Here is a 20,117-nt window from a genome sequence, read left to right as displayed (position 1 = left end):
CCGTCACCCGCACCACCCCGTCACCCGCACCACCCAAGACCCCTGCGCCCGTTCCACCCCACCCGTCACCGCTTCACACACGAGAGGTCCGATCCATGGGGCACGAGAGCAACCGGTCCGGCGCGGCCGCCCACTACCGCTGCATAGGCGTGGGCGTCGGCCCGGCCAACCTCAGCCTGGCGTCGCTGCTGCACGGCCGGTCCGGCATACCCAACCTCTTCCTCGACCGCAAACAGTCCTTCAGCTGGCACGACGGCCAGCAGATCCCGGGCACCACCCTCCAGGTGTCCCAGTTCAAGGACCTGGTCAGCCTGGCCGACCCGGGCAACCCCTTCTCCTTCCTGGCCTACCTCCACGAGAAGGGCCGGATCTACCACTTCCTCAACGCCCGCTTCGACGACGTACCGCGCCTGGAGTTCCGCAACTACCTCGCCTGGGCCAGCCGCCGCAACGAGAACATCGCCTTCGGCGAGAGCGTCGAGGAGGTCGCCTACGACGAGGCGGCGAACCGTTTCACCGTGCGCACCGACCGCCGCACCGCCACCGCGGACAACGTGGTCGTCGGCATCGGCAGCCGCCCCTGGGTCCCGCCGCAGGGCGCCGGCCGGCTCGGCGCCAGCCAGTTCCACGTCGCCGACTACCTGGCCCGCGCCCGGGACCTGGGCGGCAAGCGGGTGGTGGTGATCGGCGGCGGGCAGTCCGGTGCCGAGGCCTTCCTCGACCTCATCTCCCGCTCGGGCGCCGACCTGCCGCGCCGGGTCTCCTGGATCTCGCGCCGGCAGAACTACTTCCCCATCGACGACTCGCCCTTCACCAACGACTTCTACATGCCGAGCCACGCCGACTACTTCTACCAACTGCCGCGCGAGCGCCGCCACGAGCTCAACGACCGGCACATCCTCACCAGCGACGGCATCTCCGAGTCCACCCTGCGCGAGATCTACCAGGCCATCTACGTGCACCGCTTCATCGAGGGCAACGAGGACCTGGTCGCCCTGCACCCCAACCGGGACGTCACCGACGTCCGCCCCGGCCCGCTCGGCGGCTGGGAGGTGGCCGCCCGCCACAACGGCGAGGCCGCCGCCGCCCCGGAGAAGTTCGACGCCGACGTCATCGTCTGGGCCACCGGCTACCGCCCGGCCGCCATGGACTTCCTCGCCCCGCTCGCCGGCCGCCTGGAGACCGAGGGCGAGGAGCTGCGCGTCGACGAGGACTACGCCGTGTGCTGGGACGGCCCCGCCGACCGCCGGATCTTCATCCAGAACGGCGTCCGCGGCCAGCGCGGCCTGGCCGACCCCAACCTCAGCCTCAACGCCTGGCGCAGCCGCCGGATCGCCGACCGCCTCTGCGGGGTCCGCGGCGACGAACAGCTGTCCTCCTTCATCGAGTGGTCCGCCAAGCCGGCCCCGCGCGCCGAACGGTGGAGCGCATGAGCCCCGCCGCCGCGCACACGGACATCGCGGTGGTCGGCGCCGGCATCCTCGGGGTGCTCACCGCCCGCGAGATCCTGGCCCGCGCCCCCGGCACCTCCGTCACCCTCCTGGACCGGGACCTGATCGGCTCCGGCGCCACCCGCCGCTCCGCCGGCCTGCACTTCCCGCGCGGCGCGAGCGCCACCACCCGCGAACTGGCCGCCGAGAGCCAGCGGTTCTACGCCGACCTGCACGCGGCCCGCCCCGACCTGCCCATCCACCCCCTGGAGATGACCGTGCTCGCGCCGCTGGCGAGCGAGCCGGCCCTGCGGGAGGCCTACCTGCCCGAGGCCAAGCTCCGACCGGTCGAGGAGCTGCCCCCGCAGGTGCCCGCGCTGCCCGCCGGGTACGGGCTGTGGGAGGGCGACGGCTGCCAGTACGCCGACGTCCAGGGCCTGGCCCAGCAACTGGCCGCCGACCTGCGGCCGGCCGTCGCCTTCCGCGAGGGCGTCGCCGTCACCGCCCTGGAACCGGGTCCCGACGAGGTCCGCCTCACCCTGAGCGGCGGGGCCGCGCTGACCGCCGGGCACGTGGTGCTCGCCCCGGGCCCCTGGCTCGCCGAACCCGCCTGGGCCGCGCTGCTGGCCCCGCTCGGCGCCCGCGTCAAGAAGATCGTCGCCCTGCACGTGGACGTGGCGCCCGCGCCCGGCGACCGGGCGATCGTCTTCCACGACGAGGACGCCTTCCTGCTCCCCTTCCACCACCGCGGCCACTGGCTCTTCAGCTACACCTGCCAGGAGTGGGACGTCGACCCCGCCACCGTGCACCCCGAGGTCCGGGCCGGCCACCTCGACGAGGCCCGGGCCCTGCTGCGCCGCTACGCCCCCGACCTCGCCGCCGCCTGCGCCTCCGGCCGGGTCTTCTGCGACGCGTACGGGCCCCGGGGCACCGCCCTCGTCGAGGCGCTGGCCGGCGGCCGGATCGTCTTCGCCGGCGCCGCCGGCGGCTCCGGCTACCGCCTCGCCCCCGCCCTCGCGGCCCGCGCCGCCGACCTGATCCCCGCCCTCCCGCGCCCGCGAAAGGCCACGACATGATCATCGCCAGTTACGACGCCGACGTCCTGGAACAGGCCTTCGGCATCGACATGAGCTCCGTCGAGGGCCTGGGCACCGGCGCCGGCTGGGGCCGGGTCGCCCCCGGCGCCACCTCCGAGCGCCACCACCACGACGAGACCGAGCTGTTCGTCGTCGTCGCCGGCAGCGGCGAGTTCCAGGTCGACGGGGCCGTCCACCCGGCCGCCCCCGGCACCGTCATCCTCTTCGAACCCTTCGAGACCCACGTCCTGACCAACACCGGCGAAGCCGACCTGGTCTTCTTCACCCAGTACTGGCGCGACGCCGAGCGGGCCATGACCTCCGCGACCAGCCCCGTCCGCAAGGGCTTCGGCGACCGCCCCGTCTTCGTCTTCTCCACCCCGCCCACCCCCAACGGCGACCTGCACCTGGGCCACCTCTCCGGCCCCTACCTCGGCGCCGACGCCTTCACCCGCTTCCAGCGCATGAACGGCGCCGAGGCCTACCACCTCACCGGCAGCGACGACTACCAGAGCTACGTCGTCGGCGCCGCCCGCGCCGAGGACCGCACCCCCGCCGAGACCGCCGCCCACTACAGCGCCGAGATCGCCGAGACCCTGCGGCTGATGGACATCCCCCTGGACCAGTACACGGTCACCGACCAGGACCCGCAGTACCGGGAAGGCCTCCAGGACTTCTTCAGCAAGGTCGTCGCCTCCGGCCGCATCGCCGTCACCCCGCATGACGCCCTCTTCGACGCCGCCTCCGGCCAGTACCTGTACGAGGTCGACGTCAAGGGCGGCTGCCCCGGCTGCGGCCACGCCACCTCCGGCAACATCTGCGAGGAGTGCGGCGAGCCCAACACCGTCGCCGACCTCACCGACCCGCGCTCCGCCGGCGGCGCCCCGCAGCTGGGCACCGCGGCCCGCTGGACCCTGCCGCTGCACGAGCACGCCGCCACCGTCCGCGAGCACCACCGGCTCGGCCGGGTCCCGGCCCGGCTGCGCGAACTCGCCGACCGGCTCTTCGCCCGGCCCGCCCTGGACATCCCCGTCACCCACCCCTCGACCTGGGGCGTGGAACCCCGCGAGGACGCCACCGAGGGCCAGGTCATCTGGGTGTGGCCGGAGATGAGCTACGGCTTCCTGCACGGTATCCAGTCCCTGGGCAGCCGCCTGGGCCGCGACTGGCGGGCCGCCGAGCCCGCCGCCGACTGGAAGATCGTCCACTTCTTCGGCTACGACAACAGCTTCTACCACTCGGTCCTCTACCCGGTGCTCTACAAGCTGGCCCACCCCGGCTGGCAGCCCGACATCGACTACCACGTCAACGAGTTCTACCTGCTGGAGGGCGAGAAGTTCTCCACCAGCCGGCGCCACGCCATCTGGGGCAAGGACATCCTGACCCCCGACACCGTCGACGCGGTCCGCTACTTCCTCGCGTCCACCCGCCCCGAGGGCCTGCGCACCGACTTCCGGCGCGCCGCCTACGAGAAGACCCTCGAGGACACCCTCATCGGCACCTGGCAGGCCTGGCTCACCGACCTCGGCGCCCGCGTCGCCAAGCACCACGGCGGCCTCGCCCCCGACGCCGGCAACTGGACCCCCGAGCACCAGGCCTTCCTGGCCCGGCTCGGCACCCGCCTGGACGCCGTCACCGGCGCCCTGTCGGGCGACGCCTTCTCCCTCAACCAGGCCGCCGCCGAACTCGACGGCATCGTCGCCGACACCGTCCGCTTCACCCGCGCCGAATCCCTCCTGACCGACACCCCCGGCTGGGCGAACGAGACCCGCACCGCGATCGCCCTGGAACTGGCCGCCGCCCGCCTGCTGGCCCACGCCGCCACCCCCGTCATGCCCCGCTTCGCCGCGAAGCTGGCCGCCGCCCTCGGCGCCGCCGACGCCCCGGCCGCCTGGCCCCGTACCGTCGAACTCCTCGCCCCCGGCACCCCGGTCGCCCTCGCGGACACCGCCTTCTTCACCGCCCCGGCCGCCGAGGCCGGCCCCGGCCCGCTCACCGACTGGCTCACCCGCGTCGTCCAGGGCGCGCTGCGCCTGGAGCCCGGCGAGCCGATCGCCCACTGCACCCTGCCCCAGCTGGCCGCCGGCTCCCTCCAGGCCGTCACCGTCCAGTACCAGATCCTCGACGCCCTCGACGTCGACCTGTCCATGGACGAGCTGCTGCACGGCGGCACCCTCGCCGAACTGGCCGCCGTCCTCGTCGAGCGCGCCGAGCCGGCCGCCGTCGCCGCCCTCACGGAAGGCGAGAACTGATGGACCGCCACGACCCCACCACCGACCCCGCCCCGGGCACCGACGCCGCGCCCGACCACCTCGCCGTCCTCCAGGACATCACCGACCGGGGCCTGACCGTCGAACTCGTCGACGGCGACCTGCGCCTGCAGGGCCCCCGCGACCGGATGGACTCCGGCTTCATCGCCCGCATCAAGGCCGCCAAGGCCGACCTGGTCGCCCACCTCGCCGCCGAGGCCGCCCTCGGCCCCGGCTTCCCCCTCACCCCGCTCCAGCGCGGCTACTACCTCGGCCGCTCCGGGGTCTTCGAGATCGGGGACGTGGCCAGCCACGTCTACCACGAGATCGAGGGCGCCTGGGACCTGGACCGCCTCCAGGCCGCCCTGGACACCGTCGTCGCCGCCCACAGCGCGCTGCGCTCCCGCTTCCTGGCCGACGACCGCCAGGTCACCGTCCCGGCCGACGCCGCCAAGGTCCGCATCGGCCGACTCGACCTGCGCGGCCAGGACCCCGCACAGCAGCAGCGCACCCGCGCCGACCTGCGCGAGACCCGCTCCCACCGCGTCCTGGCCGCCGACGGCGGCCCGCTGCTGGCCGTGGACGTCACCGTCCTCGCCGACGACGCGATGGTCCTGCACGTCGGCCACGACGGGCTCGTCATGGACGGCATCAGCATGTTCCTCTTCTTCCGCGCCTGGTGGCACGCCTACCAGGCACCCGCCGCCGAACTCCCCGAGGAACTGCCCTACGAGCGCTACGTCGAGGCCCGCGAGGCCGCCCGCGCCAAGGCCCCCGCCCAGCGCTCCCAGGCGTACTGGACCATGCGCGCCCCCGACCTCGCCCCCCACCCCGACCTGCCGCTGCGCACCAGCCCCGCCGCCCTGACCCGGTCCCGCTTCAGCCAGCGCACCGCCGAACTGGACGCGGCCACCTGGACGCAGCTCAAGCGGCGCGGCACGGCCCTGGGGCTGACCCCCTCCGCCGTGCTGATCGCCGCCTACGCCGAGACCCTGTCGACCTGGGGTGCGGGGGAGCGGTTCACCCTCACCACCACCCTCGCCCAGCGGCCCCCGCTGCACCCGCGGATCTTCGAGGCCATCGGCCAGTTCTCCGACACCCTGCTGCTGGAGGCCGAGGTCGACCGGGCCCTGCCCTTCGCCGACCGGGCCCGGGCCCTCCAGCGGCGGCTGCACGCCGACATCGACAACCGCCACCACTCCGGCGTCGAGGTCATGGCCGAACTGGCCCGGCTGCGCGGCGGGGTGGCCGGCGCCCGGCTGCCCTTCACCTTCAACAGCGCCATCGGGCACGCCAGCACCGAGGTCGACGGCTCCGCCCTCGACCTGTTCGGCCCCGAGGTCTTCACCGTCTCCCAGACCCCCCAGGTCTGGCTCAACGCCTTCGCGATGGAGCGCCAGGGCGCCCTGGTCGTCCAGCTCGACGGCCTCGACGAGCTCTTCCCCGAGGGTCTGCTGGACGACTTCGCGCACGGCTACCGGCAGCTGCTGACCGACCTCGCCGAGGAGAGCGCCTGGCAGCGGCACTCCTTCGACCTGCTGCCGCCCGCCCAGCGCGAGCGCCGCGCCGCCGCCAACGACACCGCCGTGCCGCGCGCCCCCGAGATGCTCGGCGACGCCATCGCCGCGCAGGCCCGCCGTACCCCCGACGCCCCCGCCGTCCTGACCACCGGCGGCGTGCTGACGTACGGCGGACTGCTGGAGCGGGCCGCCCGCGCCGCGACCTGGCTGCGCGAGCACGGCGTCGGCCGCGGCGATCTTGTCGGCCTGGTCATGCACCGCGGGCCCGAGCAGATCACCGGCATCCTCGCCACCGTCCTGGCCGGGGCCGCCTACCTGCCCGTGGACGCCGCCCTGCCGGCCGCCCGCCGCGACTACATGCTCACCGACGGCAAGGTCCGCTGCGTGCTCACCAACACCGGCTGGCAGGAGGAGGACCCCGACCGCGCCATCGCCGCCCTCGACCTCACCGCACCGGCGCCCGGCGCCGGACCCGCCGAGGTCCCGCCCCGGCTGCCCGGCTCGGACCCCGAGGACCTGGCGTACGTCCTGTACACCTCCGGCACCACCGGCGCCCCCAAGGGCGTCATGGTCACCCACGCGAACGTCACCAACCTGGTCGCCGACTGCCACGAACGCTTCGCCCTCACCCCCGCCGACCGCTTCATGGCCATCAGCGCCTTCAACTTCGACCTCTCCGTCTGGGACGTCTTCGGCGCCCTGGCGGCCGGCGCCGCCCTGGTCATGCCCGACCGGGACCGGGCCGTGGACCCCGCCCACTGGCTGGAGCTGGCCGAGGAGTTCGGCATCAGCGTCTGGAACTCCGTACCGGCCATCGTCGGCCTGATGCACGACCAGGCCGTCGCCGACGGCACCGCGCCGCCCGCCCTGCGCCTGGTCATGATGAGCGGCGACCGGCTGCCCCCGGCCCTGCCCGCCGCCCTGCGCCGGCTGGTGCCGGGCCTGGAGGTCGTCTCCCTCGGCGGCCCCACCGAGACCACCGTCTGGAACATCCTGCACCCGGTCGGCGAGGACGAGGACGGCAGCGAGTCCATCCCCTACGGCCACCCCAACGCCAACAACCGCGCCTACGTCCTGGACCGCGACGGCCTGGACTGCCCCGACTGGGTCACCGGCGAGATCGTCGCCGCCGGCACCGGCCTGGCCCGCGGCTACTGGGGCGACCCCGCCCGCACCGACGAGAAGTTCTACCGCGACGAGGCCCGCGGCGAGCGGATGTACCGGACCGGCGACCTGGGCCGCTACCTGCCCGACGGGGAGATCCAGATCCTGGGCCGCGGCGACTTCCAGATCAAGGTCAACGGCTACCGCATCGAGGCCGGCGAGGTCGAGACCCGGCTCGCCGCCCTCGACGCCGTCGCCACCGCCGTCGTCGCCGCCCGCCCCGGCCCCCGCGGCGACCGGCTCGTCGCCCACCTGGTCCCGGCCGGCCCGGCCCGCCCGGACGCCACCGCCCTGCGCCGGGAGCTGCGCGCCGACCTGCCCGAGTACATGATCCCGACGGTGGTCCGCTGGCACGACGCCCTGCCGCTCACCAAGAACGCCAAGGTCGACCGGACCCGGCTGGCCGCCCTGGACGAGGGCCCCGCCGAACCGGACCCGGCCGCCGCCGAGGGCGCCGCCGCCCCCGAGACCGAGACGGAGAAGCTGGTCGCCGAGATATGGGCGGGCGTGCTGCACCGCCCCGACCTCGGCGTCACCGACACCCTCGCCTCCCTGGGCGGCGACTCCATCGCCGCGGCCCGCATCCTCACCGCGGCCCGCAAGCGCTTCGGCGTCACCCTCACCCTCGACCAGTTCGCCGAGATCCCCACCGTCCGCGCGATGGCCGCCCAGCTGGCCCCCGAGCAGCCCGAGGACCTGGAGAGCCCGGAGCGCCCCCGATGACCCTCGCCGACACCCGCCCGGCGGCCGGCCCGGCACCGGACTTCGACCCCGCCCCCGCGATCCAACGCCTGGTCAGCAGCCCGCCGGCCGGCGGCCGGCTGACCGTGACCCGGCTCGACGGCACCTGCACCCTGCCCCTGACCGAGCTGTACGAGCAGGCCGGCCGGCTCGCCCTGCACCTGCGCGAGCGCGGCATCGGCCCCGGCTCCCGGATCGGCGTCCTCGCCGCCAACAGCCTGGAGTGGGTGCTGCTCGACCTCGCCGCCCTGCGCCTGAAGGCCCAGACCGCCGGCCTGGAGCCCGGCAAGTTCACCCCCTCCGCCGACCTGATGGAGCGCTACGGCCTGGACCTGCTCTGCACCGACCAGGAGGTCGAAGGGCTGCCGGGCGCCCTGCCGATGGCGCAGGTCCGCGAGCTCGCCGACACCCCGGCGGCCGAGCCCGCGCCGCCCCCGGTCAGCTGGCACCCCCAGGACGTCACCACCGTCAAGTTCACCTCCGGCAGCACCGGCGTCCCCAAGGGCCTGGGCGCCACCGTCGGCAGCATCGACAGCTCCCTGGCCGCCGTCCAGCAGCTCTTCGGCCACGGCCCCGACGACCACCTCTTCGTCTTCCTGCCCCTGTCCCTGCTCCAGCAGCGGTACTGGGTCTACTCCGCCCTGCTGCACGGCCACGACCTCACCATCAGCACGTACGAGGCCGCCTTCGCCGCGCTGCGCCGCACCCGGCCCACCGTCGTCATGGGCGTACCGGCCTTCTTCGACACCGCCCGCCGCCAGATCGAGGCCCGGCACCGCCGGGCCGCCCCCGGCACCCCGCTCGCCGAGACGGCGCAGGTCCTCTTCGGCGACCGGATCCGCTACCTGTGGACCGGCTCCGCCCCCGCCGCCCCGGCCGTGCACCGCTTCTACGCCGAGGCCGCCCTGCCCCTGTGGGAGGGGTACGGCATGAACGAGACCTGCATCGTCACCAAGAACCACCCCGGCGCCCACCGCGAGGGCAGCGTCGGGCAGGTCCTGCCCGGCAAGCAGGTCCTCATCGACGCGGACGGCGTCATCCACGTCCGCGCCAGCCACCCGGTGGGCACCCGCTACCTGTACGCCGGGCCGGGCGACTCGGAGAAGGTCTTCGCCGCCGACGGCACCGTCCGCACCGGCGACCTCGGCCACCTCGACGCGGACGGCTTCCTCTTCGTCCACGGCCGCGCCGACGACGTCATCGTCCTCGACAACGGCAAGAAGATCGTGGTCCGGCCCGTCGAGGAGCTGATGAAGGCCGACCCGGCGATCGGCGAGTGCGTGCTCTTCAGCCCCGCCCAGACCGAGCTGGTCGCGGTGGTCTCGCCGGCCGCCGTCCCCGCCGACCACGCCGCGATCGCCGCCCGGCTGGCCGCCGTCAACGCGGCCACCACCGCCGACGAGTTCATCAGCCGCGTGATCGTCGCCGAGCGGCCCTTCAGCATCGACGACGACCTCCTCACCTCCCAGTACAAGCCCAAGCGCCCGCAGATCCGGGCCGCCCACGCCACCCAGCTGCTCGACCAGGAGACCGGTATCCATGCCTGACACCACGACCACCAGCCGGATCGAGGCCGCCGCCCGCGACCAGCTCTCCCTGGTCCTCACCCCCGAGGTCGCCCCCGAAGCCCTCGACCCGGACGCGGACATGGTCGCCGCCTACGGCCTGACCTCCCTCAACAAGGTCCTCTTCCTCACCGAGGTCTGCGACGAGACCCACGTCGACCTCGGCTGCTTCACCGAACACGACCTCGCCGAGATGACCACCCTGGCGCACGTCATCGCCGCCCTCACCCGCCACAGCGACACCACCGGAGCCTGACCATGACCGCCGCCTGGGCCACCAGCGCCGCCGCGCACCTCGAAGACGACCACGTCGTGGTCCGCCCGATGACCGAGGCCGACCGCGAGGGCGTCCGCGCCGTCGCCATGGACCCCGACATCTGGCGCTACTTCGTCTCCGCCGTCGAGACCGACGCCGACTTCGAGACCTTCTTCGCCGCCAACCTCGCCGACCAGGCCGCCGGCCGCCGCGCCGTCTTCACCATCGTGGACAAGGCCAGTGGCGCCGTCGCCGGCAGCATGAGCTTCGGCAACCTCGCCGAGGCCGACCGCCGCCTGGAGATCGGCTGGTCCTGGCTCGGCAAGGACTTCCGCGGCAAGGGCGTCAACCACTGGGCCAAGCAGCTGCTGCTGCGCCACGCCTTCGAGACCCTGGAGGCGGAGCGCGTCGAGTTCAAGACCGACGTCCTCAACCTCCAGGCCCGCAAGGGGCTCGCCAACATCGGCGCCACCGAGGAGGGCGTGCTGCGCAGCTTCAACTACATGCCCGGCGGCCGCCGCCGCGACGCGATCTTCTTCAGCGTCCTGCGCGCCGAATGGCCCGCCGTCGCCGCCCACCTCGCCCGGGGCCCGAAGAAGACGGTGGCCCACGCATGACCCCCGCCGCCCAGGCGGCCCCCGCGGCGGCGGAGCACTCCGCCGCCGCGCCCGGGGTCACCTTCATCGACGCCGCGGGCAGCCCCTACGAGCTGGGCCTCGCCCACGGCCGGGCCCTCGCGGGCCCGCTGCGCGCCTTCCTCGACGACGGCCTGGCCCGCCTCAACCACCTCACCGCCGCCCCCTTCACCCTCGCCGGGCTCACCCCGCGCATCACCGCCTACCGGGCCGCCGTCACCGCAGCGCTGCCCGCCCTCGCCGAGGAGGTCGCCGGCCTGGCCGCCGGCGCCGGGATCAGCGAGGGCGAGGCCTGGCTGCTCCAACTGCGCCGCGAGATCATGGGCTACTCCCGGATCCCGACCGCCGGGGACTGCACCACGTACGCCCGCACCGGCACCGGCGCGCCCGTGCTCGCCCAGACCGTCGACCTCAACGGCGACCTGGACCAGCACATCAGCGTGCTGCGGCTGGCCCCGGCCGGTGCACCGCGCCGCACCCTGGTCCTCAGCTTCGCCGGCCTGCTCGGCTACCTCGGCGTCAACAGCGACGGCCTCGCCGTCGGACTGAACCTGGTCCTGGGCGGTGAGTGGCGCCCCGGCGTCCCGCCGTACCTGGCCATCCGGCACCTGCTCGACACCGCGGGCAGCGTCACCGAGGCCCTGGACGTGCTCGCCGGGCTGCCGCTGGCCAGCTCCCGCTCGCTGATGCTGTGCGACGCCCGGCGTGCCGTGTACGTCGAACTCCTGGGCGACGAGATGCGGGTGACCGAGGCGGCGCCCCAGGCCGGGGTCCGCACCGCGGTGCACACCAACCACTTCCTGCACCCCGACCTGACGGCCCGCGACGAACTCAACGTCTTCGCCCGCAACTCCTCCCGGCGCCGCCTGGCGGCAGCCGCCGAGGGCCTGGCCGCGCTCCCCGCCGACGCGGCCCCCGGCGACCACTTCGCCCTGCTGTCCCGGCCCCCGATCTGCGTCCCCGACCGCGGTGACATCCGCGCCGAGCGCACCGTCGCCGCCGCCGTCCTCCACCCCGCCGCGGGCACCCTCCACCTGCGCCCCGGGGATCCCTCCCGGTCGGCGACGAGGGCGTTCACCCTGTAAGAAAGGACGGCGCCCATGGACGCCTGGCTGGTCGACCTCGACCGTACGGCCCCCACCGACATCACCCCGCACTACCCCGACGGCCTCACCGAGGACGAACTGCGCCGCGGCGCCGAGTTCGTGCACGCCCGGGCAGCCCACCGCTTCTACCGCGCCCGGCTCGCCGTCCGCCGGCTGCTGGCCGACCGGCTCGGCAGCGACCCGCGGGAGCTGCGCATCGACTACGACCCGGCGGGCAAGCCGCACCTGCCCGACCACCCCGGCACCCACATCAGCTGGTCCCGCTCCGACGGCCTGCTGCTGGTGGGCGCCACCGAGAGCGGCCCGCTCGGCGTGGACGTGGAGCTGGTCCGCCCCGAGACCACCAACCTCGACGTGCTGGCCTTCGTGTACCCGGCGATGCCCCGCACCGCCTCACCGGAGACCTTCTTCCACGCCTGGACCCTCCTGGAGGCGGCGGTCAAGGCCACCGGCCGGGGACTGACCGAGGGCGCCGGCGACGTCGCCCTGAGCTTCCCGCCGGACGGCTCGGTGGCCCTGACCGGCATCCACCGGCACGGCGACCTGCCCTGGCACGGCCACACCCTGCTGGAACCCACCGAGCGCGAGCACTGGGCCATGACCGCCTTCGTCTCGCACGAACATCTGGCGCCGAGGTTGATGCCTTGGCCGGACCACACGCACAGCCACACGCATCACGGGCATGCCCACGTGCATGCGCACATTCATGCGCATGACGGGCATCCGGAGCCGCATACGCATGTGCATGTTCATGCGGGGTGAGCTGCGGGGGGCCGGCGGGTCCGGGGTGCGCGGGGCCCCCGCACACCCCGGACCCGCCGGCCTTGGGGGGTCAGACGCGGCTGAGGAAGTCGGTCATCAGCTCCAGCCACTCCTGCGGGCGTTCGGCGAAGGGGAGGTGGCCGGTGGCCAGTTCGGCGACTTCGGCGTGGGGGATGGCGGCGGCCAGCTGGCGCTGCAGGCCGGGGGCGATCAGCGGGTCGCCGGTGGTGACCACGACCAGCGTGGGCACGGTGATGCGTGCGAGGTCCGCGCGGACGTCGATCCGGCGGACCAGGTCGACGTGGTCGCCGGTGCCGGCCGGGATCACCGGCGCGAGCCCGCGCGCCGCGTCCTGGACCGCGGCCGGGGTCAGGGAGTTGAGCACCGGCTCGCTCAGCGCCATCAGCTGCACGTACTGCGCGAGCAGTTCGTGCTGCCCGCTCTCGAAGAGCCGGTGCCACACGGCCGCCGCGAGGTCGGTGCGGGTGTCCGCGTGGGCGAAGGCGGCGCTCAGCACCAGCGCCGTGACCCGCTCGGGGTGCCGCGCCGTCAGCCGGACCGCGAGCGCCGAGCCCAGCGAGTACCCGCTGACCGCGAACCGCTCCAGCCCCTCCGCGTCCGCCGCCTCGACGAGCCGGTCCACCAGCTCGTCCGCGTCCAGCGCCCCCTCGGACGGTGGAGTCAGCCCGGTACCGGGCAGATCGGCCCCCACCACCCGCCGCACGGCGGCCAACCCGTCCAGCACGGGCCCGTAGTTGGCCTCCACCCCGCCCCCGGCCCCGTGGACGAGCAGCAGCCCCGCCCCGTCCCCCCGGACGGTCCGGGCCAGCGCAGGCGTGGTGGTGGTCGATACGGACATGACGGATCCCCCTCCATCGGCAACAGCTTTAGCGATCGCTAAAGCCAACGAACGAAGATCACCGTAACAGACCTCTTTAGCGATCACTACAGTCGGCCGACCGGGCGCCCCGCCCCCGCGACCGCCACGTCCCGGGCCCGGACGCCCGGGTCAGCTGCCGCAGGCGCATCCCGCGGCGGCCTTGGCCTCGGCCGGCGTCCGGGCCGGGTCGACGGCCTGCTCGTCGGGGGTGCAGCAAGCGGTGGTGCCGCAGCAGGCGTCCGGGGTGCCTTCGGCGCTCTTGCCCAGGGTGTCGGCGTCGGCCTTGACGACGTAGACCTCCCACGGCTCCTTGCCGGGTGCGGTGACCCAGACCTTGTCCTGGAGGGCGTAGCAGCAGGACGTGTCGTTCTCCTCGAAGGTCGCCAGTCCGGCGTCCTTGAGGCGGGTGGTGGCCGCGGTGACGTCCTCGGTGGTGGTGACCTCGACGCCGAGGTGGTCCAGGCGGGTGTCCCCGTCGGACTCGCCCTCGATGAGGACGAGCTTGAGCGGGGGCTCGGCGATGGCGAAGTTGGCGTAGCCGTCGCGGCGCTTGGCCGGCTCGGTGTCGAAGAGCTTGGAGTAGAAGGCGATCGACGCTTCGAGGTCGGCGACGCGCAGGGCGAGCTGGACACGGGACATGGCGGTCTCCCAACGACTCTGTTTCGACGTCTGTCGATACAGCCGACCTTGCCACCGGGATCGACGGCTGTCAATATTGAGGAATGTCGAAACAAGCTGGTCTGCCGGTGCTCGGACAGGACGACGAGACGGCGTGCTGCGCGCCGATGGTCCGCGAGCCGCTCGGCGAGGAAGCCGCGGCCGAGCTCTCGCGGATGTTCAAGGCGCTCTCGGACCCGATCCGGCTGCGGCTGCTGTCGCTGATCGCCTCCCACGAAGGCGGCGAGGCGTGCGTGTGCGACCTCACCGGCCCCTTCGACGTGTCCCAGCCGACCATCTCCCACCACCTGAAGGTGCTGCGCGAAGCCGGGCTCGTCGGCTCCGAGCGGCGCGGGACGTGGGTGTACTACTGGGTGCTCCCCGAGGCGCTGGCGAAACTGTCCGCCCTCCTGGAGATCCCCGGCGTGTCCGCGAAGGTACCGGCGTGAGCGCGCCCGCGCCGCTGGTACGGCGGGCGACGGTCGAGGGGCTGGGGACGGCCGCGCTGGTCGCGGTGGTCGTCGGCTCCGGGATCCAGGCCACCGAACTGACCCGCGACGTCGGCACGCAGCTGCTGGCCAACTCCCTGGCCACCGTCTTCGGCCTCGGCGTGCTCATCGCCTTCCTGGGGCCGGTCTCCGGGGCGCACTTCAACCCCGCGGTCACCCTGGCCGCCTGGTTCACCGGCCGGCGCGCCGGGGACGGCCCCTCCCTGCGCGAGGTCGCCGCCTACCTGCCCGCCCAGGTCGCCGGGGCGATCGGCGGTGCGGTGCTGGCCGACGCCATGTTCGGCAAGCCCCTGGTCGCCTTCTCCACCCACGAGCGGTGGGCCGGGCACCTGTGGCTCGCGGAAGTCGTCGCCACCGCCGGCCTGGTCTGGCTCGTCTTCGGCCTGGCCCGAGCCGGCCGCGCGCACCTGGCGCCGCCGCTGGTCGCCTCCTACATCGGGGCGGCGTACTGGTTCACCTCCTCCACGTCCTTCGCCAACCCGGCCGTCACCATCGGCCGGGCGTTCACCGACACGTTCGCCGGGATCGCCCCCACCTCCGTACTGCCGTTCCTCACCGCCCAGTTGCTCGGCGCTGCTGCCGGTCTCGGCCTGGTCGCCGTCTGCTTCGGCCGCGCGGCCGCCGCAGGCGAGGACGAAGTCGTCCCCCGGACCGGGCAGCAGCCCGTCGCCCCCGCCCGTTCCCCCGAAGAAAGCGCCCTGGCCTGATGAACACCCCCTCCGCCCCGTCCGTGCTGTTCGTCTGCGTGCACAACGCCGGCCGCTCCCAGATGGCAGCCGCCTTCCTCACCCACCTCGGCGGCACCCGCGTCCACGTCCGCTCGGCCGGCTCCGCTCCCGCCGCCGCCGTGAACCCCGCCGTCGCGGAGGCGCTGGCCGAGGTCGGCATCGACATCAGCGCCGAGACCCCGAAGGTCCTCACCACCGAGGCGGTGCAGTCCTCGGACGTGGTGATCACCATGGGCTGCGGCGACGCCTGCCCGTACTTCCCCGGCAAGCGGTACCTCGACTGGCAGCTGGAGGACCCCGCCGGCCAGGGCGTGGCGGCGGTCCGGCCCATCCGCGACGAGATCGAGCGGCGCATCCGCGGCCTGCTCGCCGAACTCGGCATCGAGCCCGCAGCGTGACGGCCCCCGGCACCGGCATGCGCATCGCGCCGATGCGGCCCGAGCACGCCGGGCAGATCCTGACGATCCACCAGCGCGGCATCGACGAGGGCAACGCCACGTTCGAGACCGCCGCCCCGACCTGGGAGGCGTTCGACAAGGCCAAGCTGCCCGAGCACCGCCTGGTCGCCCTGGACGAGAGCGGCCGGGTGCTGGGGTGGGCCGCCGTGGTGCCGGTGTCCGACCGGTGCGCGTACGCCGGAGTCGTCGAGCACTCCGTCTACGTCCACCCCGACGCCCGCGGCCGCGGGATCGGCCTCGCGCTGCTGGAAGCCCTGCTCGCCTCCACCGACGCCGCCGGCATCTGGACGGTGCAGTCCGGCATCTTCCCCGAGAACACCGCCAGCCTCGCCCTCCACCAGCGCGCCGGGTTCCGCGTCATCGGCACCCGCGAACGCCTCGGCCGCCACCACGGCACATGGCGCGACGTCGTCCTCGTCGAACGCCGCAGCCCCCTCATCAACTGACCCCGCACGCTCCGGCCGATCTGCGTAATCGGCCGAGAGATGGCCATGCCGAATGCCGGCCGGGGACCGGGGGCGAACGGGCCGCTGCCCGTTAGAGGTCGGCGGAGACCTTCAAGTCCGCGACGAACGTGCTCCATACCGTGGCATGGAAGATCAGTACCTGGCCCTCGACGTCCTTGCTGTCGCGGACCGGCACGGCGCCGGGGACGGCGTCCGCAACCTCGACGCACCCCCGATTACCCCCCGCCCATGCCGCCCCGCACACCCCATCCGCCCGAGCCCGGAGCGCGGTCAGCCGGTCGGGAGGAGGGGGTCCGTCGGTTCCGGGGCGGCGAAGCCGGGGAGCCAGCGCAGGGCCTCGGTGCGGAAGGGGATCTCGCACTCCAGCTGGCACAGCACCGCCGTCGCCGCCCCCACCACCCGGTTGACCAGCACGTACGACGGCGGCAGGTTGAAGCGCCGCAGCAGGCTGCCCGCGCTCAGGTCCACGGCCTGCACCACCTCCTCGCGCAGCCATTCGCGGGTGAAGCGGTAGCTGTCGGTGCGCGCCGGGGTCGCGATCGGCAGCAGGAACGAGGCGAGCGCGGCGTCGTCGAGGGCGGCGCCGGGCCGGATGAACCCCTCCTCGGCCAGCAGGTCCCGGGCCCCGGCCCAGTCGCCCAGCTGGGCCAGCCGGTTCAGCGTGCCCAGCGCCGGCGGGAAGCCGTCCGGCAGGTGCTTGACGGCCCCGAAGTCGATGACCCCGAGCCGCCCGTCGGGCAGCACCCGGAAGTTCCCGGGGTGCGGGTCGGCGTGCAGGTACCCGGCCCGCTCCGGTCCGGAGAAGAGCAGCCGCGCGTACCGGAGCCCCGCCGCGTCCCGTTCGGCCTGCATGCCCTCCCGGATGACGGTGGACAGCGGTACGCCGTCCAGCCACTCGGTGACCAGCACCCGCTCGGCGAAGGCCACCACCTCCGGTACCAGGATCTGCTCGTCCCCCCGGTACGCGTCGGCGAAGGCCTGCTGCGCCTTCGCCTCCAGCCGGTAGTCCAGCTCCTCGGCCACCCGTACCCGCAGTTCGTCGAGCATCGGCTCGGCGTCCAGGCCGGGGGCGATCACCGAGAACAGCTTGATGACCCGGCCCAGTTGCGCGTAGTCGCCGAGCAGCGCCTGGCCGGCCCCCGGGTACTGGACCTTCACCGCCACCTCGCGGCCGTCCGCCCACACCGCCCGGTGCACCTGGCCGATGGAGGCGGCCGCGGCCGGCTCGTCGTCGAAGGAGGCGAACCGCTCGCGCCAGTCCGCCCCCAGCTGCTCGGCGAGGACCGCGTGCACCCGTTCGGCCGGCAGTGCGGGCGCCGACTCCTGGAGCAGGGTGAGGGCGGCCCGGTAGGGGGCGACGACCTCGGGCGGCAGCGCCGCCTCGAACACCGACAGCATCTGCCCGAACTTCATCGCCCCGCCCTTGAGCTCGCCGAGCACCCGGAAGAGGTGTTCGGCGGTACGGCGCTGGAGTTCGCCGGTGATGAGGTCGACCGGCTGGCCCAGCAGCCGCTTGCCCATCCGCAGCGCGGAGCGCCCGGCGAAGCCGATCGGCAGTGAGGCCAGCCGGGCGTTGCGGCTGAAGGGGGAGCGGGGGATCTCGCGGGTGCGGCGGCGGGCCGCCGGCCCGCCCTGGTGGTCGTGCGCGGTCATCGGACCCCTGCCTCCATCCGGCCGGCGGTCCGGGTCAGCCCGGCCACCGCGTTCGCGATCAGGGTCAGGCCCGCGGCCCGCCCCGCCGTCATGATCGATTCGGGGTGGAACTGGACCGCGGCCACCGGCAGTTCCCGGTGCTCCACCGCCATCACCGTGCCGTCGGGGGTCCGGGCCGTCACCTCGAGGACGTCCGGCAGCGCGGCCGGATCGGCGTACAGGGAGTGGTAGCGGCCGGCCTCGATACGGGCCGGCAGGTGCGCGAAGAGCGTGCCGCCGCCGTCCAGGACGTCCACCGGCGAGGGTTTGCCGTGCACCGGCGGGGAGAGCCGGCCCAGCCGTCCGCCGAAGTACTCGACGATCCCCTGGAGGCCCAGGCACACGCCGAACACCGGCAGCCCGCGGCCCAGCGCCGCGTCCAGCAGGTGCTCGGTGCCGAAGTCCGCCGGCCGGCCCGGCCCGGGGGAGAGGACCAGCAGGTCGGGCGCGAGGCTGTCCAGCAGCGCCGGGGGGAAGCCCGCCCGGTAGGTCACCACCTCGGCGCCGGTCTGCCGGAAGTAGTCGGCCAGGGTGTGCACGAAGGAGTCCTGGTGGTCGACCAGCAGCACCCGCCGCGGCCGGCCGCCCGGGCCGCCCGCCGCACCCGGCCGCGCGTCCCGCAGCGGCCCGCCGACGGCACCGTCCGGCGGGCCCGCGAAGGCGCTGGCCGGGGTCCGGGCCGCCGCCGCACCGGCCCCCGCGTCCTCCACCGCGTCGATCAGCGCGAGGGCCTTGAGGACCGTCTCGCTCTCCTCCGCGGCCGGGTCCGAGTCGTAGAGCAGGGTCGCCCCGGCCCGTACGGTGGCCACCCCGTCGCGGATCTGCACGGTGCGCAGGGTCAGCGCGGTGTCCAGGCTCCCGTCGAAGCCGATCCGGCCCACCGCGCCCCCGTACCAGCGGCGCGGGCTGCGCTCGTGCTCCTCGACGAAGGCGATGGCGGCCCGCTTGGGCGCGCCGGTGACGGTGACCGCCCACATGTGGGTCAGGAAGGCGTCCAGCGCGTCGCGGTCCCCGCGCAGCCGGCCGCGGACGTGGTCCACGGTGTGGATGAGGGTGGCGTACTGCTCGATCTGACGGCGGGCCAGCACCTCCACGCTGCCCGGCTCGCACACCCGGGCCTTGTCGTTGCGGTCCACGTCGGTGCACATGGTCAGCTCCGACTCCTCCTTGCGGGAGGAGAGCAGGGTGCGGACCTGCTCGGCGTCTTCGAGGGGCGTGCGGCCGCGCGCGATCGTGCCGCTGATCGGGCAGGACTCCACCGTCCCGGACACCGGGTCGACCCGGACGAACATCTCGGGGGAGGCGCCGACCAGGTGCTCGCCGCCGGCCAGGTTCGCCAGCAGGCCGTACGGGGCGGGGTTGCGGTCCCGCAGCCGGCGGAAGACGGCCGAGGGCGCCGCGGCGCTGGGCCGGTGGAAGCTCTGCCCCGGCACCACCTCGAACATCTCGCCCTCGAGGAAGCGCTCCTTGGCCGTGCGGACCAGGTCGGCGTACTCGCCCGGCGCGTGGTCGCGGTAGGCCGCGGGCTCGGCGGGCGGCCCGTACGGAGCCTGCGGGGTGTCGCGGGGCAGGCCCGTCGTCGACCGGCCCGCGTAGGCGAACTCGTAGGTGTGCCGCTCGGCGGTGCCGCGCCGCCGGTCGACGGTCAGCAGCGCGTCCGGCAGGTGCAGCACCATGGTGCGGTCCAGCGGGTCCCGCTCCTGGTGCAGCGGCACCGGGTCGAAGCGCAGCACCAGGTCGTAGCCGAAGGCCCCGTACAGGCCCCACAGCGGGTCGTCCGGGCTGGCCAGCCCGGTCACCAGCGCGCGCAGCACGCCGAGTACGGAGGGTGCGCGGGTCCGGTCCTCCTCGGCGACCAGGGCCGGGGCGGTCGCCAGGGTCGTGGTGACCTCCGCCGCGGCCGCGTCCCAGCGCGCCCCGTGCGGCACCAGCAGGTCGGCGACGGCCGGCAGCAGCACCCGGCCGCGCTCGTTGAGGGCGCGGACCCGGACCTCGTCCCCGACGGCGGTCACCTCCACCGGCGGGTCCGCGTGCCCCAGGTCGTACGGCTGGTAGCGGCCGGGCTGTTCGGAGCGGCCCGACATCAGCAGGCCCCGCCGGCCGTCCAGTCGCTCCTCCAGCCGGGCCAGCTCCTCCTCGGCACGGACCGGGTCCAGCGGCTCGGAACGGCGGGTCACCACCACCCCGATCGGTGTGGTCCAGCTCTGCGTACGGGCGCTCAT

The 20,117-nt window shown here is 74.4% G+C and carries 18 protein-coding genes; 13 read left to right on the top strand and 5 right to left on the bottom strand.

Translation table 11 applies throughout. The features are described from left to right. The first annotated feature begins 95 nt into the window (after positions 1-95). The 9 genes from AB0O40_RS06670 to AB0O40_RS06630 are packed head-to-tail and all read left to right on the top strand — an operon-like array spanning position 96 to position 12,504. Positions 96-1,433 (top strand): SidA/IucD/PvdA family monooxygenase, encoded by a 1,338-nt coding sequence (locus tag AB0O40_RS06670; RefSeq protein WP_365036345.1) that lies wholly within the window; start codon positions 96-98, stop codon positions 1,431-1,433. Next, positions 1,430-2,506, top strand: coding sequence for an FAD-dependent oxidoreductase (locus AB0O40_RS06665; protein WP_365036343.1), 1,077 nt, complete (start codon positions 1,430-1,432; stop codon positions 2,504-2,506). Before AB0O40_RS06670 ends, AB0O40_RS06665 begins: the two co-directional genes overlap by 4 nt. Beyond that, complete coding sequence (locus AB0O40_RS06660; RefSeq protein WP_365036341.1) at positions 2,503-4,758, top strand: class I tRNA ligase family protein; 2,256 nt, start codon at positions 2,503-2,505, stop codon at positions 4,756-4,758. The genes AB0O40_RS06665 and AB0O40_RS06660 overlap by 4 nt, the downstream gene beginning before the upstream one ends. Further along, positions 4,758-8,162, top strand: coding sequence for an amino acid adenylation domain-containing protein (locus AB0O40_RS06655; protein WP_365036339.1), 3,405 nt, complete (start codon positions 4,758-4,760; stop codon positions 8,160-8,162). Before AB0O40_RS06660 ends, AB0O40_RS06655 begins: the two co-directional genes overlap by 1 nt. Then, entirely contained in the window at positions 8,159-9,727 is a 1,569-nt protein-coding gene (locus AB0O40_RS06650) for an AMP-binding protein (protein WP_365036337.1), read from the top strand. The genes AB0O40_RS06655 and AB0O40_RS06650 overlap by 4 nt, the downstream gene beginning before the upstream one ends. Next, a complete protein-coding gene (locus AB0O40_RS06645; RefSeq protein ID WP_365036335.1) occupies positions 9,720-10,001 on the top strand; it encodes an acyl carrier protein in 282 nt (93 codons plus the stop codon). Before AB0O40_RS06650 ends, AB0O40_RS06645 begins: the two co-directional genes overlap by 8 nt. Positions 10,002-10,003: 2 nt before the next feature. After that, complete coding sequence (locus AB0O40_RS06640) at positions 10,004-10,618, top strand: GNAT family N-acetyltransferase (RefSeq protein ID WP_365036333.1); 615 nt, start codon at positions 10,004-10,006, stop codon at positions 10,616-10,618. Then, a complete protein-coding gene (locus tag AB0O40_RS06635) occupies positions 10,615-11,721 on the top strand; it encodes a C45 family peptidase (protein WP_365036331.1) in 1,107 nt (368 codons plus the stop codon). The genes AB0O40_RS06640 and AB0O40_RS06635 overlap by 4 nt, the downstream gene beginning before the upstream one ends. Positions 11,722-11,736: 15 nt before the next feature. Continuing rightward, positions 11,737-12,504: a 4'-phosphopantetheinyl transferase superfamily protein gene (locus tag AB0O40_RS06630; RefSeq protein ID WP_365036329.1), complete on the top strand. Its 768-nt coding sequence runs from the start codon at positions 11,737-11,739 to the stop codon at positions 12,502-12,504. 70 nt (positions 12,505-12,574) lie between these two features. Here the strand turns inward: AB0O40_RS06630 and AB0O40_RS06625 are convergent, their stop codons facing one another. Both AB0O40_RS06625 and AB0O40_RS06620 read right to left on the bottom strand, forming a co-directional pair. Next, a complete protein-coding gene (locus AB0O40_RS06625; protein ID WP_365036327.1) occupies positions 12,575-13,363 on the bottom strand; it encodes an alpha/beta fold hydrolase in 789 nt (262 codons plus the stop codon). A 150-nt stretch (positions 13,364-13,513) separates the two neighbouring features. After that, positions 13,514-14,023 (bottom strand): ArsI/CadI family heavy metal resistance metalloenzyme, encoded by a 510-nt coding sequence (locus AB0O40_RS06620; RefSeq protein WP_365036325.1) that lies wholly within the window; start codon positions 14,021-14,023, stop codon positions 13,514-13,516. A gap of 83 nt (positions 14,024-14,106) precedes the next feature. Here AB0O40_RS06620 and AB0O40_RS06615 point away from each other — a divergent pair, with 83 nt between their 5' ends. From AB0O40_RS06615 to AB0O40_RS06600, 4 genes are read left to right on the top strand one after another with little or no spacing between them, the layout of a single operon-like run. After that, positions 14,107-14,490, top strand: coding sequence for a metalloregulator ArsR/SmtB family transcription factor (locus AB0O40_RS06615; RefSeq protein WP_365036323.1), 384 nt, complete (start codon positions 14,107-14,109; stop codon positions 14,488-14,490). Further along, positions 14,487-15,257, top strand: a complete 771-nt coding sequence (locus tag AB0O40_RS06610) for an MIP/aquaporin family protein (protein WP_365036321.1) — start codon at positions 14,487-14,489, stop codon at positions 15,255-15,257. The genes AB0O40_RS06615 and AB0O40_RS06610 overlap by 4 nt, the downstream gene beginning before the upstream one ends. After that, complete coding sequence (locus tag AB0O40_RS06605; protein ID WP_365036319.1) at positions 15,257-15,676, top strand: arsenate reductase ArsC; 420 nt, start codon at positions 15,257-15,259, stop codon at positions 15,674-15,676. Before AB0O40_RS06610 ends, AB0O40_RS06605 begins: the two co-directional genes overlap by 1 nt. 17 nt (positions 15,677-15,693) lie before the next feature. Next, the gene (locus tag AB0O40_RS06600; protein WP_365036389.1) at positions 15,694-16,182 is read left to right on the top strand and encodes an N-acetyltransferase family protein; all 489 of its coding nucleotides are present in this window, start codon (positions 15,694-15,696) and stop codon (positions 16,180-16,182) included. A gap of 91 nt (positions 16,183-16,273) precedes the next feature. On the opposite strand, the gene AB0O40_RS06595 is transcribed toward AB0O40_RS06600, so the two are convergent. The 3 genes from AB0O40_RS06595 to AB0O40_RS06585 are packed head-to-tail and all read right to left on the bottom strand — an operon-like array spanning position 16,274 to position 20,117. Beyond that, positions 16,274-16,447: a DUF397 domain-containing protein gene (locus AB0O40_RS06595; protein ID WP_365036317.1), complete on the bottom strand. Its 174-nt coding sequence runs from the start codon at positions 16,445-16,447 to the stop codon at positions 16,274-16,276. Positions 16,448-16,473: 26 nt separating this feature from the next. Beyond that, positions 16,474-17,856 carry an AarF/ABC1/UbiB kinase family protein gene (locus AB0O40_RS06590; protein WP_365036315.1) on the bottom strand — a complete coding sequence of 461 codons (1,383 nt, stop codon included), beginning with the start codon at positions 17,854-17,856 and terminating at the stop codon, positions 16,474-16,476. After that, positions 17,853-20,117, bottom strand: a complete 2,265-nt coding sequence (locus AB0O40_RS06585) for an anthranilate synthase component I (RefSeq protein WP_365036313.1) — start codon at positions 20,115-20,117, stop codon at positions 17,853-17,855. The genes AB0O40_RS06590 and AB0O40_RS06585 overlap by 4 nt, the downstream gene beginning before the upstream one ends.

The organism is Streptomyces sp. NPDC089919 (assembly GCF_040684615.1).
Taxonomy (GTDB): Bacteria; Actinomycetota; Actinomycetes; order Streptomycetales; family Streptomycetaceae; genus Streptomyces.
This window is presented reverse-complemented; position numbering and strand designations above follow the sequence as displayed.